Source organism: Streptomyces sp. HUAS MS02 (genome assembly GCF_055702265.1).
Window position 1 is genome coordinate 9,781,473 of the sequence record NZ_CM146747.1, and the last position, 13,594, is coordinate 9,795,066.

Consider the following 13,594-nt stretch of genomic DNA (forward strand, 5'->3'; position numbering starts at 1 on the left):
CAGCGGGACTCGACCGCCGGTGCCTACGGTCGGAAGCGGACCGCCGCGCAGGACCCCTGGGGAGGCATGAGCCAGATGACGACGGCACAGACACTGCCGGAGCTTCACACACCCGCCCCACAGCCGGTTCGCCCGGCCGACGGCATACCCGGGGCCCCCGGGGCCCCCATGGCCTCCATGGCCGCCCCGGCGGCCCCGGCCTCCGTCGCGGCCCCGGTCTCCACGGCGGTGCGCGTCCTGGTGGTGGACCCCGACCCCGGCGACCCCCTGATCGCCCAGCTGCGCCGGCACGGCCACGCGCCCGTCGGCGTCACCCGGGGCAGCGCGGCGCTCCAGGCCTACGGTGACGCCGACCTGGTGCTGCTCGCGCTGGAACTGCCCGACCTGGACGGGCTGGAGGTGTGCCGCGCCATCCGCTCGGCCAGCCGCGTCCCCGTCATCATTGTCACCGCCCGCCACTCCGAACTGGACTGTGTCCTCGGCCTGCAGGCCGGCGCCGACGACTACGTCACCAAGCCCTACGGGATGCGTGAACTGATGGCCCGCATCGAGGCCGTGATGCGCCGCACCCAGTGGCAGCCCAGCGCCGTCGAGGAGATCCGGCACGGCTCGCTGCGCATCGACGTCAACTCCCGCGAGGTCACCGTGGACGGCGTCGGCGTGCCCCTCACCCGCAAGGAGTTCGACCTGCTGTGCCTGCTCGCCTCGCACCCCGAGACGGTCATCCCGCGCAAGCAGCTGCTCCACCGGGTCTGGGGTGACACATGGTCACGCCGCACGGTCGACACCCACGTCAGCAGCCTGCGCGGCAAACTCGGCGCCAACGGCTGGATCGTGACCGTGCGCGGGGTCGGCTTCAAACTCGGCAACGGCTGAACCCCGCCCGCCCCTGCACCCGGCCTCGACGCGCCCTTGAGCGGCCCTTGCTGTACTGCCTGCCGCGCGCGCCGGCGCCGGCGACGAGCGGGGGAGAGGGGGTGGGTCCGGTTGCCTCAGCGACCGGCACGTGACCCGCTGCGCCCGCAGGACACCACAGCCACGCCGCGCACCCCGCTCACGACAGCCGTACGGCGCACCGGGCCCGTGGTGCGCCGCCACGCCGCGAGCCTGCTGCTGCCCCCGCTCGTCCTCGCGATCCTGTTCTGTCAGCTGGACGTGTCCGCGGCGCGCGGCGGTCCGTCGTGGGCGGCCACCGGGGCTCCGCTGGTGACGGCCGCCGCCCTGCCCGCCCTCGGTGCCCTCGCCGACCGGCACGGACGCCGCCGCGCCGTGATCGGCTCCCTCGCCCTCCTCGTGGCGGGCACGCTGCTCGGGGCCGCCGCCCGGGACGCGGGCCCGCTGCTCCTCGCACGCGTCGTCCAGGGCCTCGGGACGGGCGGGGCCACGGCCGGCGTGGTGGCGCTGCTCGCCGAACGCCTCCCCGCCCGCGAACGGGGCCCCTACCTGGCCACCCTCGTCGGTGCGACCGTGCTGGCCCTGTCCACCGGCCGCCTGGCCGACGTCACGCTCGCCACCCACCTGTGGGTGCCCTGGGCCACCGTCTGCCTCGGCGCGCTGGCCCTCGCCCCGGCCGCGGCCCTGCCCCCGCCGCGGCACGACAGGGCCTGCGGCGACTACCGCCGCGCGGCCCTGCTGCTGCTCGCCGTCACCGCCCTGGTGCACCTGACGACCCGCGCCCGCACCACCCCCGCCCCGGCCGTGGACGGCGCGGTGCGGATGCTCCTGGGCGCCGTCGGCTGGCTGACCTCCCTGCTGCCCGGCCTCCCCGCCCTCTGACGTCCCCTCGCCACCGTTGCCTCCACCACCGTCCCACCCCCGTTTGAGCGTCTCGGCCGACCGTGGCGGCGGAGCAGGGAGACGTCGAGGACGGCACACGCACACCCCGCTCCGCCCAGAACCCTCAGGAAGAGGTCTGTCCTTGTGAACAGCGGACGTGTGACTCCACCCATGCGTAAACGCGCGGGCTTCCTGTGTCGGTGGCTAGGCCGCCGGGCAGAGGGCCAGCCCGGCCCTGTTGAGGACGTTCGTCGCGCCGACGTGGTCCGCGTTCGCCGCGAACCCGCACGCCGTGCACTGGAACATTTCCTGGGTGACGCGGTTCTCCCTCGCGACATGCCCGCAGTCGGGGCACGTGCGGGAGGTGTTGCGCGCGTCCACCGGGACCACCAGGCGACCGGCGCTCTCAGCCTTGTTCGCCAGGATTTGGAGGAACTGCGCCCAACCCGCGTCGAGGATGCTGCGGTTGAGCCCGGCCTTCGCGGCGGCACCGTTCGGCAGGAACGCGCCGTCGCCTGCCGGGTCGGGCTTGGCCATGGGGGTGCGGGTCATGCCCGCTGTGTTGAGCCGTTCGTGCGCGATCACGTCGTGGTCGGTGATGAGCGCGCGGGCGGTCTTGTGGTGGAAGTCGGCGCGCTGACGCCTGATCCTGGCGTGCAGCCTGGCGACCTTCCGGGCGGCGGCCCGGTGTGCCTTGGTACGCCGCTTGGTGCGCTTGGGGAACGTCGCCAGGTGCCGCTGCGCTTCGGCGAGTTCTTCGGCCGCCGCTTGAAAAAAACGGGGATTGGCGACGTGTTCGCCGTCCGAGGTGGTCAAAAAGTGGGCGACGCCCATGTCGATACCGGCGACCGCCCCGGTGGGCGGCAGTTCCTCGGCGGGCACCTCGTCGCCGGCCAGGACGACGTACCAGCGGTTGCCCTCGCGCTTCACCGAGATTGTCTTGACCCGGCCGTGCACGGGGCGGTGCTGGTGCACGCGGATGTGCCCGACGCCTTGCAGGCGTACGCGGGTGACGGGGTCGTGGGGGGTGGAGTCCCAGCGGCAGCCGTCACCGTTCTTCGGGAACACCACGGTGTCGAAGTGTCCGTCGCCCTTGAAGCGCGGGTAACCCGGAGTCTGCCCGGCTTTGACAAGGCGGAAGAACGCGGCGAATGCCCTGTCGAGGCGGCGCAGGGTGGCCTGCTGGGAAGAGAACGACCAGCGGCCCTGACGCTCGGGGGCGAACGCCCGGATCTCCTTGAGCTGTGCGGACTGGTCCCCGTACTTGACGCTCGTCTTCGAGGCGTGCCGGTAGGCGTCGCGCCGCTCTTGAAGGGCGCCGTTGTACAGCGAGCGGTGATCCCGCAGCATCTCGCCCAGCGCGGCCGTCTGACGGGCCGTGGGGCGCAGGAGGAACTTGTACGCGCGGATCACGAGCCGTCCTCCCTCTTCCCCGGGCGTTCCCACTGGGTGTTGGTGTACTTCTCGACCGTCGTCGCCGAGACCGCGCCGGCCGATGCCGCGAAGTACGACGACGACCACAAGGTGGGCATCCGCGATTTCAGGTGCGGGAACTCCTCGCGCAGCACGCGGGAGGTGAAGCCCTTGAACTGGTTGGCCACGTACGAGGCCGACGACTTCGGGTCGTGCTTCACGAACAGGTGGACGTGGTCGGGCATCACCTCAAGGGCGATGATCTCCCAGCCGCGCTCCTCCGCCTTCTGCCGGATCAGTTCGTCCAGTCGTTCCGCGACCCGGCCGCCGAGGACCGGACGGCGGTACTTCGGGCACCACACCACATGGAGCCCGAGGTCGTACCCGCCGCCGGAGAACCGGCGAACCTTCCTGGTCACAGCCACGCGATCGCTATACACGCGCCACAGGTCTAATGCGACAGAGAGGTGGGCTCAGGTGAACAGTGCAGATCCGTGCGCACAGTTGAGGTCAGAGCAGGGCTCAGAAGCCATTCCGCACCCCGCTAAAGCGGGGCGTCCCCTGGCTGGGTTCTGATGGAAGTGTGCCTCGTCGGCGCCGGACCGCGGGGGCTGTCCGTCCTGGAACGGCTGTGCGCCCAGGAACGCAGCTCCCCGCGCTGGGCCGAACTCACCGTGCACGTGGTCGACCCCGGCCCGGCCGGATCGGGCCGGGTGTGGCGGCCCTCGCAGTCCCGGCACCTGCTGATGAACACCGTCGCCTCGCAGGTCACCCTCTACACCGACGCCAGCGTCAGCATCGAAGGACCGCTGGAGAGGGGCCCGAGCCTGTACGAGTGGGCGTCGGCCCTGCGGCCGGACGCCCGTGTCCCGGGCACCGACCTGCCCCTGGGCGACGAGACCCTCGCCGAGGCACGCGACCTCGGCCCGGACGGCTACCCCACCCGCGCCCTGTACGGCCACTACCTGACATGGGTGTTCGAACAGGTCACCGCGGGCGCCCCGGGCCACGTCACCGTGACGGTGCACACCCAGCGGGCCGTGGCCCTGGAGGAGGACCCCCGCGCCGAGCCGGCCGCGGCCCCCCAGACCGTGGTGCTGGAGGACGGCACACGGCTGACGGGGCTGTCCGCGGTGGTGCTGGCCCAGGGCCATGTGCCGGTCGCACCGACGGACACCGAACGCGACCTGGCGGCCTTCGCCGACCGCCACGACCTGACCTACGTCCTGCCCGCCAACCCCGCCGACGTGGACCTGTCGGGCGTCGCGCCGGGCGAGAACGTCCTGCTGCGCGGTCTGGGCCTGAACTTCTTCGACTACATGGCGCTGTTCACGCACGCCCGCGGCGGTGTCTTCGAACGCGCCGCCGACGGCCGCCTGGTCTACCGCCCCTCGGGCCGGGAACCGCGCCTGTACGCGGGCTCGCGGCGCGGCGTGCCGTACCAGGCGCGCGGCGACAACGAGAAGGGCGCGCACGGCCGTTACCTCCCGCGCCTGCTCACCGAGGAGCACCTCGCCTCGCTGCGCGCGCCCGGCCGGCGGCCGCTGCGTTTCGGCACCGACCTGTGGCCGCTGATCGCGAAGGAGGTGGCGTGCGTCTACAGCGAGACGCTGCTGGCGGGCCGCCAGGAGGCGGGCCGCGTCGCCGAGTTCGCCCGCCGCTTCCTCGCCTGCGCGCCGGGCCGTGAGGAGGAGCGGCTGCTGGAGGAGGCGGGCATCGCACCCGAGGAGCGCTGGGACTGGCGGCTGGTCACCCGCCCCTGGGGCGAGCGCCGCTTCGAGGACGCGGAGTCCTTCCGCGTCTGGCTGCGCGGACACCTGGACGAGGATGTGCGCCTGGCCCGCCAGGGCAACGTCAGCGGCCCCGTGAAGGCGGCCCTGGACGTGCTGCGGGACCTGCGCAACGAGGTGCGGCTCGCGGTCGACCACGCCGGGCTCGACGGCGACTCCCACCGCGCGGAGCTGGACGGCTGGTACACGCCGCTCAACGCCTACCTGTCGATCGGCCCGCCCGCCTCCCGCATCGAGGAGATGGCCGCGCTGATGGACGCCGGGATCCTCCGGGTCACCGGCCCCGGCATCCGGATCGAGACCGACGCGGACGCCTCCTGCTTCGTGGCGACCTCCACGCAGATCGAGGACGTACGGGTGCGTGCGGGGGTGCTGATCGAGGCGCGGCTGCCCGAGATCGACCTGAGGCGCACAGCGGACCCGCTGATGAGGCAGCTGCTGCGCACCGGTGGGTGCCGGCCCCATCGCGTCCCCGGCGGCGACGGCGACTACGAGACCGGCGGCCTGGCGGTGACCGAGCGGCCCTACCATCTGCTGGACGCCCAGGACGTGCCGCATCCGCGGCGCTTCGCCTACGGGGTGCCCACCGAGTCCGTGCACTGGGTGACCGCGGCCGGGATCAGGCCGGGGGTCGGCTCGGTCACGCTGGAGGACTCCGACGCCATCGCGGGCGCGGTACTCGCCCTGCCCGCGGCCCTGACCCGGGCCCCCGCCAAGCTCCGTTCGGCGCCCGCGACCCGCGACACCGCCCCGGCGACGACCGGGACGACGACGGCCACGACCCCCGCCGCGGCGGCGGTGCCGGTGGCGCAGCGGAGAGCGGCATGACCACGACGCATGCACAGCCCCTCGGCGCACGGGAGTCGGCAGTCCAGCCGGACGCCGGGCTGCTCTCCCCGGTGCGCGCCGGCACCCCTGTCGAGGCCGCGGTCGGCGACGGCGCCTGGCTGCAGGCCATGCTGGACGCGGAGGCGGCCTTGGCTCGCGCCCAGGCGCGCTGCGGCACCCTTCCGGCGTCGGCCGCCGCGGCGATCACCGCCGCGGCGCGCGCCGAGCGGCTCGACGTACGGCAGGTGGCGCTGGCGTCCCGGGAGACGGCGAACCCCGTCGTCCCCCTGATCGCGGCGCTGACGGCGGCGGTGGCGAGGGACGCGCCGCACGCCGTGGAGTATGTGCACCGGGGCTCCACCAGCCAGGACATCTTCGACACCGGCGCGATGCTGGTGGCCGCCCGGGCGCTGCGGCTGATCATCGCCGACCTGCGCTCGGTGGCCGGCACCCTCGCCGGGCTGGCCGCCGAGCACCGGGACACGGTGATGGCGGGACGCACCCTCGCCCTGCACGCCGTACCCACCACGTTCGGGCTGAAGGCGGCCGGCTGGCGGCAGTCGGTGCTCGACGCCGTCGAGCGCCTTCAGCGGGTGCTGCGGGACGGGCTGCCGGTGTCCCTGGGCGGCGCGGCCGGCACTCTGGCGGGCTACGCGCCGTACGGGGGCGGCGGACGCCCTGCTGCGGACACCGGCCCCGCCGGCCTGCTGGACACGCTGCTGCCCGCCTTCGCCGCGGAGACGGGGCTCACCGTGCCCGCCCTGCCCTGGCACGCGCTGCGCACCCCGGTCGCCGACCTGGGAGCCGCCCTCGCTCTCACCACGGGCGCCCTCGGCAAGATCGCCGCGGATGTGCTGGTGCTGGCCCGCACCGAGATCGGCGAGGTGGCCGAGGCGGTGGCCGAGGGCCGCGGCGTGTCGTCGGCGATGCCGCACAAGCGCAACCCGGTCCTGGCCACCCTGATCCGCTCCGCCGCTCTTCAGGTGCCCGCCCTGGCCACCGTCCTGGCGCAGTCCCTGCCGACCGAGGACGAACGCTCGGCGGGTCTGTGGCACTCGGAGTGGCAGCCCCTGCGCGAATGCCTGCGGCTGACCGGCGGCGCCGCCCATACCGCCGTCGAGCTGGTCCGGGGCCTGACCGTCCGTCCGCAGCGGATGCGCGCCAACCTGGCGGCGACCGGCGGGCAGCTCGTCTCCGAACGCATCGCGGCGGCCCTCGCCCCGCATCTGGGCAGGGCGGCGGCCGGGCAGCTGCTGGCCGCCGCCTCGCTGCGGGCGGCGGACACGGCCCGGCCGCTCGCCGAGATCCTCGCCGAACACCCCGACGTCCAGCGCCTGTTCACGCCCCGCCGGCTGGCCCGGCTGCTCGATCCGGCCGACTACACGGGAGCCGCCGCCGCGCTGGTGGACCGGGCACTGAAAACACCGAAATAAATATCCCTGGAGCATCACTCGAATTCCAATTCAATACGCCCTGAAATTGTTTTTCCTCGGTTATGTGAACACTATTTCTCCCCTATTCTGGCGCAGATTGCACAGCTGCTCCGGAAGAAGCGGGAGCCAAGAGCGAGCTAGGGAGAATCATGTCGATATCACGCAGGTCCTGGAGAACGGGCCTGATGACGGCGGCCGCCGCCGCGGTCGTCGCGGCCCCCGTGCTCACCGCTCCGGCGGCGCACGCCGGCACCACGGCCACGATCGAGGTCGTCGCCGACCACCTGAAGAACCCGCGCGGCATCACCGTCCTGTCCGACGGCACGATCCTGGTCGCCGAGGCCGGCGAGGGCCTTCCCGGCTGCGCCGAGGGACAGAGCTGCGTCGGCCGTACCGGCGGCGTCTACCGGGTCAAGGGCAACTCCAAGGGCCGCGTGGTGAGCGGACTCGCCTCCCACGCGCAAGGGGTGGCCGCCGGCGCACCGGTCAGCGCGACCGGACCGACCGACGCCGTGCCCGACCCGCACGGCGGCTACGACGTCGTCAGCAACCTCGGCGGCACCACCGACTACCGGGCGTCGCTGGGCCCCGACGCGGCCACCCTGGGCACCGTCTTCCGCACCCGCGACGGCAAGGTCCTCGGCGACCTCGCCGCCCACGAGAGTCGGCTCAACCCCGACGGCGGCGAGGTGCACGCCAACCCGTGGGGCCTGATCCGCAGCGGCTCGGGCTTCCTGGTCACCGACGCCGGCTCCAACGACCTCGTCCGCGTCCACGGCGACGGCACCACCTCCACCGACTTCCTGGTGCCCGTCAACGTCACCCCCGTGCGCACCGCCGAGGCCGTACCCACCGGCATCGTCCGCGCCAAGGACGGCACGGTGTACTTCGCCGACATGAGCGGCATGGTCGCCGGCTCCGCCCGCATCTGGAAGGCCGCGCCCGGGCAGCAGCCCGAGGTGCTCGTCACCGGCCTGACGAACCTGATCGACCTGGCGGTGGACTGCCGCGGCGACCTGCTGGCCCTGTCCTTCACCGAGGGCTTCCAGGCCGGACCGCCGCTCCCGGCGAAGCTGTCGAAGATCGACACCCGGAGCAGGACCGTCACCGAGATCCCGACCGGCGGCCAGCTGAAGCAGCCCACCGGCCTCGCCGTCGGCCCCCGCGACCAGGTCTACGTCACCAACAACGCCCACGGCACGGACGGCCAGCTCGTCCGGGTCCACCACTGACCCTCCCCCCAGCGCGGCCCCGTCGGCATTCCCCCGCCCGACGGGGCCGCCCCCCTGTCCCGGCCCCGCCCGACATCCGGCAGCCCTGCCGATCCGCCCACTCGGTTCTGCCGCCGCGCCACTTGAGCCGGACTGCACCGCCCGTCGAGACCAGCGGGCTTTCCTGATCTGCATCCACCTGTACCGAGGAGTCGACATGCCACACGGCGTGATCATCGTGGGAGCCGGCCCGGCCGGTCTGATGCTCGCGGGCGAACTCGCCCTCGGTGGCGCGGACGTCGTCGTCTACGACAAGCTGCCCGCCCCGAGCGGTGAGTCCCGGGGCCTGGGATTCACCAGCCGCACCGCCGAAGTCTTCGACCAGCGGGGCCTGCTGGAGCGCCTCGGTGACATCCGCTGGGGCAGCAAGGGCCACTACGGCGGTGTCCGTATCGACTTCTCCCTGCTGGAGGAGAGCCACTTCGGTGTCATGGGCCTGGCCCAGTCGGTCACCGAGGACATGCTCGCCGCCTGGGTCGCCGAACTCGGCGTCGAGGTCCGCCGCGGACACGAGCTGACCTCCTTCACCGAGACCGACGAGGCGATCGTCGCCCGCTTCACCGGCCCCGCCGGCCCCGTTCAGGACACGGCCTCCTACCTCGTCGGCTGCGACGGCGGCAACAGCACCGTGCGCCGCCTGGCCGGCATCGCCTTCCCCGGCAGCAAGGCCACCCGCGGCCTGTACCTGGCGGACGTGGTCGGCGCCGACCTGCGGATGCGGCCCATCGGCGAACGCGTCCCCGGCGGCGGCATGGTCCTGTCCGTCACCCTCGAACCCGGCGTCGACCGCATCGTCATCCACGAACCCGGCGTCCGCCCCCACCACGGCGAGGGCGAACCGACCTTCACCGAGGTCGCCGACGCCTGGCAGCGGCTGACCGGCGAGGACATCCACCACGCCGACGCCACCTGGATGTGCGCCCCGACCAACGCCACCGGCCTCGCCGCCCAATACCGCAAGGGCCGCGTCCTCCTGGCCGGCGACGCCGCCCACGACCACGCCCCGCTCGGCGCCCAGGGCGTCAGCGTCGGCCTCCAGGACGCCGTCAACCTCGGCTTCAAACTCGCCGCCGTCCTGCGCGGCCACGCCGGCGACGACCTCCTGGACACCTACCACGACGAACGGCACCCCATCGGCGAGAAACTCATGGCCGACGTGCACGCCATGTCCCTGCTCTACCTCGGCGGCGAGGAGATGGAGCCGCTGCGCGCCGTCATGCGCGAACTGGTGCAGTTGGAGCCCGTCGCCCGCCACCTCGCCGGACGCGTCAGCGGCCTGCACATCCGCTACGACGTCGGCCCCGGCGACCACCCGCAGCTCGGCCTGCGCCTGGCCCCCTACCAGGTGGTGGAACGCCCCGACGGCAGCCGGACGAAGGTCGCCGAACTGCTCCACGGCGCCCGCGGCCTGCTCATCGCCACCGGCGACGACGAGACCGCGGCCAAGACGGCCGCCGACTGGGCCGACCGCGTCGACGTCGTCACCGGCACCTGGGCCCCGCAGGACACCGCACCGCAACAGCGGCCCACCTCCGTCCTGGTGCGCCCCGACGGCCACATCGTGTGGACGGACCCCGACGGCGGGGACCTGCGCGCGGCACTGCACCGCTGGTTCGGCCGCCCCGCCGCCTGACGGCCCCGCGACCCCCTAGGAGAGGCAACCCGCCATGACCGTCCTCGTCACCGGCAGCCGCGGCAAGGTCGGATCGCTGCTCGTACGGCTCCTCGCCGACCACGGCGTACCCGTCACAGCCGCCTCCGCGAGCCCCGAGAAACTGACCCCGCCCGACGGCGTCCCCACCGTACGGCTCGCCCTGGACGACCCCACCACGTTCGCGGCCGCCCTCGACGGCGTCACCTCGGTGTTCCTGTACTGCGACCCCACCCACATCGAGCGGTTCACCGCCGACGCCGTCGCCGCGGGCGTCGAGCACGTCGTGGTGATGTCCGCCGACGCCGTGCTGCGCGCGGACGCCGGCACCAACCCGATCGCCGCCCCGCACCTGGCGGTCGAACGCGCGCTGGCCGCCGCCCCGCTGACCGTCACCACCCTCAACTGCGGAGCACTGGCCTCCAACGCCGCCTCCTGGGCGTACGTGCTGCGGGCCCGCGGCACGGTCACCCTGCCCTTCCCCGACAGCTACGCCGACCCGATCGACGAGCGGGACATCGCCGAGTGCGCCTACGCCGCCCTCACCCGCCCCGAGACGCGCGGCCGTTCCTACCACCTCACCGGCCCCGCCTCGCTGAGCTTCCGCGAGGAGGTCGCCGTCATCGCCGAGGCCGCCGGCCGTGACATCCCCGTCCAGCCGATCCCGCCCGCGGTGTGGCGCGCCCACAAGCCCGACTCGATGCCGGACGACATCGCCGACGCCCTGATCGAGCTGTGGTCGCTCTCCACCGGGCCCGTCCCCCTCAGCGGAGACGTCCAGCTGCTCACCGGACACCCCGCCCGCCCCTTCCGCGCATGGGCGGAGCAGAACGCGGCCGCCTTCGCCGCCTGACCAACCGTCCGCCCCCCACCCGACGCCCCACGGAGACGAGGGACATGACAGCGCAAGCCGGCCGCACCCCGACCGACGAGGAACTCGCGCGCGAACTGCCCGGCGACTTCACCAGCCACCACGCCGACGTCAACGGCACCCGGCTGCACTACGTCACCGGCGGCAGCGGCGATGCGCTGGTGCTGCTGCCCGGCTACCCGCAGACCTGGTGGGCCTGGCACAAGGTGCTGCCCGACCTGGCGCGGCACTTCACCGTCATCGCGGCCGACCTGCGCGGCATGGGCGGATCGGACCGGCCCGCCGACGGCTACGACAAGAAGACGATGGCCGCCGACATCCACGCGCTGATCCGCCACCTCGGTCACCACGACGTCCACATCGCCGGCCACGACATGGGCGCCATGGTCGCCTTCGCCTTCGCCGCCAACCACCCCGAAGCCACCCGCAAGGTCGCGCTCCTGGACACCGCACACCCCGACGACAGCTACTACGACCTGCGGCTGATCGCCCGCCCGGGCACCGGCATCACCCGCTGGTGGTGGGCGTTCAACCAGGTCCCCCACCTGCCCGAGGTGCTGTACGCCGGCCGTATGCGCCAGGTCATCGACTGGCTGTTCAGCCACGCCCTGGACGACCAGTCCCTGATCGGCGACCGCGACCGCGCCGTCTACGCCGCCGCCTACGACAGCCCCGACGGCATCCGCGCCGCCTGCGGCTGGTACCAGGCCTACCACCAGGACATCGCGGACCTGAAGACCTACCCCAAGGTCACCGCGCCCCTGCTGGGCATCGGCTCCCGCTTCTCCCACGACCACTTCCGCACGACGCTGCCCACGCTGGCCGACGACGTGCGCGTGGAACGGGTCAAGCAGTCGGTGCACTACTTCCCCGAGGAAGAACCCGAGCTCATCACCCACTACCTCCTGGACTTCTTCCGCCGACCACCGACCACTGACCGCCAACCACCGACCACCGACCACTGACCGCCAACCACTGACCGCTGACCCGGTCCTGACCCGACCGACCACAGCCGACCTGGCAACCGCCCGCCCGCGGCGGCCAGTTGCGTTAAGGAGTACGACATGCCAAAGGGCGCAATCATCGTCGGCGCCGGGCCGGTCGGGCTGATGCTCGCCGGCGAACTGCGCCTGGGCGGCGTCGACGTCACGGTGTTGGAGAAACTGCCCGCCCCGAGCGGCGAATCCCGCGGCGTGGGCTTCACCCGCCGCGCCGCCGAAGTCTTCGACCAGCGCGGCCTGCTCGCCCGCTTCGGCGAGGTCGAATGGGCCCAGGGCCACTTCGGCGGCGTGCGCATCGACTTCTCCCGGCTTCAGGACAACCACTTCAGCGTGCGCGGCATCCCGCAGTACCGCACCGAACAGATCCTGTGCGAGTGGCTCGACGAACTCGGTGTCGACATCCGCCGCTCGCACGAGGTCCTCGGCTACCACGAGAGCGACGACAACGTCGTCGTCGACTACCGGGGCCCCGACGGGCCCGGCCGGCTCGCCGCCCAGTACCTCGTGGGCTGCGACGGCGCCCGCAGCCTGGTGCGCCGGATGGCCGGCATCGACTTCCCCGGCTGGGAGGCCACCCGCGGGATGTACATGGCCGACCTGGTCAACACCGACATCCCCCACCGGCCCATCGGCGAACGCGTCCCCGGCGGCATGGTGATGTCCTTCAACCTCCAAAACGGTGTCACCCGCATCGTCATCCACAACGAGTCCCTGCGCCCGCCCGAGGACAAAAGCGGCCTGACCTTCTCCGTGATCGCCGACGCCTGGCAGGAGATGACCGGCGAGAGCATCCACGACGCCGAAGTGCGCTGGATCAGCTCCTTCACCGACACCACCCGCCAGGCCGCCCAGTACCGCAAGGGCCGCGTCTTCCTCGCCGGCGACGCCACCCACATCCACATGCCCGCCGGCGCCCAGGGCATGAGCGTGGGCGTGCAGGACGCCGCCAACCTCGGCTGGAAACTCGCCGCCGCCATCAACGGCCGCGCCCCCGAAGGGCTGCTGGACACCTTCCACACCGAACGCCACCCCGTCGGCGAGCTCCTGATGCGCAACACCCGCGCCCAGACCAAGCTCTACCTCAGCGGCGAGGAGATGCAGCCGCTGCGCGCCGTCATGCAGGAACTCGTCGCCGACCCCGACGTCGCCCGCCACCTCGCCGGCCAGGTCAGCGGCCTCGACATCCGCTACGACATGGGCGCCGGCTCCCACCCGCGGCTCGGCCTGAGACTGCGCCCCGACCTGCCGCTCAAGCTCGCCGACGGCAACCCCACCCGCGTCGCCGACCTGCTGCACACCGCCCGCGGCGTCCTGATCATCACCTCCGCCGCCCACGACGCCGAAGCCCTGCGCACCACCGCCGCACCCTGGACGGACCGGGTCGACGTCGTCACCGGCGACTTCGACGACGACACCCGGCACCCGGACACCCCGCACGCCCTGCTGGTGCGCCCCGACGGGCACATCGCCTGGGCCGCACCCGACGAGGCGGACCTCGAACAGGCGCTCAGGCGCTGGTTCGGGGCCGCTTGAGGACCGATCCACCGGGCCGCCCCGGGC

General features: G+C 73.1%; 11 protein-coding genes. 9 read left to right on the plus strand and 2 right to left on the minus strand.

The annotated features are described in order from the left end of the window. Positions 1–66: 66 nt before the first annotated feature. Together ACZ9QC_RS42330 and ACZ9QC_RS42335 are read left to right on the plus strand one after the other, a co-directional pair. Entirely contained in the window at positions 67–876 is an 810-nt protein-coding gene (locus tag ACZ9QC_RS42330) for a response regulator transcription factor (protein ID WP_472917989.1), read from the plus strand. Between the two features lie 111 nt (positions 877–987). Beyond that, a complete protein-coding gene (locus tag ACZ9QC_RS42335; protein WP_472917990.1) occupies positions 988–1,776 on the plus strand; it encodes an MFS transporter in 789 nt (262 codons plus the stop codon). 204 nt (positions 1,777–1,980) lie between these two features. Here the strand turns inward: ACZ9QC_RS42335 and ACZ9QC_RS42340 are convergent, their stop codons facing one another. After that, the gene (locus ACZ9QC_RS42340) at positions 1,981–3,189 is read right to left on the minus strand and encodes an RNA-guided endonuclease InsQ/TnpB family protein (RefSeq protein WP_472917991.1); all 1,209 of its coding nucleotides are present in this window, start codon (positions 3,187–3,189) and stop codon (positions 1,981–1,983) included. After that, positions 3,186–3,614, minus strand: coding sequence for an IS200/IS605 family transposase (tnpA, locus tag ACZ9QC_RS42345; protein WP_472917992.1), 429 nt, complete (start codon positions 3,612–3,614; stop codon positions 3,186–3,188). Before tnpA ends, ACZ9QC_RS42340 begins: the two co-directional genes overlap by 4 nt. Before the next feature lie 150 nt (positions 3,615–3,764). Between tnpA and ACZ9QC_RS42350 the strand changes: the two genes are divergently transcribed. From ACZ9QC_RS42350 to ACZ9QC_RS42380, 7 genes are all read left to right on the plus strand, one after another. Then, the gene (locus tag ACZ9QC_RS42350) at positions 3,765–5,807 is read left to right on the plus strand and encodes an FAD/NAD(P)-binding protein (RefSeq protein WP_472917993.1); all 2,043 of its coding nucleotides are present in this window, start codon (positions 3,765–3,767) and stop codon (positions 5,805–5,807) included. Next, positions 5,804–7,240, plus strand: coding sequence for a nitrosuccinate lyase (locus tag ACZ9QC_RS42355; protein ID WP_472917994.1), 1,437 nt, complete (start codon positions 5,804–5,806; stop codon positions 7,238–7,240). The genes ACZ9QC_RS42350 and ACZ9QC_RS42355 overlap by 4 nt, the downstream gene beginning before the upstream one ends. A gap of 149 nt (positions 7,241–7,389) precedes the next feature. Beyond that, complete coding sequence (locus ACZ9QC_RS42360) at positions 7,390–8,472, plus strand: ScyD/ScyE family protein (protein WP_472917995.1); 1,083 nt, start codon at positions 7,390–7,392, stop codon at positions 8,470–8,472. Positions 8,473–8,668: 196 nt separating this feature from the next. Further along, a complete protein-coding gene (locus tag ACZ9QC_RS42365) occupies positions 8,669–10,144 on the plus strand; it encodes an FAD-dependent monooxygenase (RefSeq protein ID WP_472917996.1) in 1,476 nt (491 codons plus the stop codon). A gap of 34 nt (positions 10,145–10,178) precedes the next feature. Continuing rightward, positions 10,179–11,015, plus strand: a complete 837-nt coding sequence (locus ACZ9QC_RS42370; protein ID WP_472917997.1) for an NAD(P)H-binding protein — start codon at positions 10,179–10,181, stop codon at positions 11,013–11,015. Positions 11,016–11,059: 44 nt separating this feature from the next. Next, complete coding sequence (locus ACZ9QC_RS42375; RefSeq protein ID WP_472917998.1) at positions 11,060–11,998, plus strand: alpha/beta fold hydrolase; 939 nt, start codon at positions 11,060–11,062, stop codon at positions 11,996–11,998. 99 nt (positions 11,999–12,097) lie between these two features. Further along, entirely contained in the window at positions 12,098–13,567 is a 1,470-nt protein-coding gene (locus tag ACZ9QC_RS42380; RefSeq protein ID WP_472917999.1) for an FAD-dependent monooxygenase, read from the plus strand. Positions 13,568–13,594 lie beyond the last annotated feature (27 nt).

Coding starts and splice junctions, on each gene's coding strand:
- ACZ9QC_RS42330 (WP_472917989.1), top strand. CDS start 67: ATGAGCCAGATGACGACGGCACAGACACTGCCGGAGCTTCACACACCC.
- ACZ9QC_RS42350 (WP_472917993.1), top strand. CDS start 3,765: ATGGAAGTGTGCCTCGTCGGCGCCGGACCGCGGGGGCTGTCCGTCCTG.
- ACZ9QC_RS42355 (WP_472917994.1), top strand. CDS start 5,804: ATGACCACGACGCATGCACAGCCCCTCGGCGCACGGGAGTCGGCAGTC.
- ACZ9QC_RS42360 (WP_472917995.1), top strand. CDS start 7,390: ATGTCGATATCACGCAGGTCCTGGAGAACGGGCCTGATGACGGCGGCC.
- ACZ9QC_RS42365 (WP_472917996.1), top strand. CDS start 8,669: ATGCCACACGGCGTGATCATCGTGGGAGCCGGCCCGGCCGGTCTGATG.
- ACZ9QC_RS42370 (WP_472917997.1), top strand. CDS start 10,179: ATGACCGTCCTCGTCACCGGCAGCCGCGGCAAGGTCGGATCGCTGCTC.
- ACZ9QC_RS42375 (WP_472917998.1), top strand. CDS start 11,060: ATGACAGCGCAAGCCGGCCGCACCCCGACCGACGAGGAACTCGCGCGC.
- ACZ9QC_RS42380 (WP_472917999.1), top strand. CDS start 12,098: ATGCCAAAGGGCGCAATCATCGTCGGCGCCGGGCCGGTCGGGCTGATG.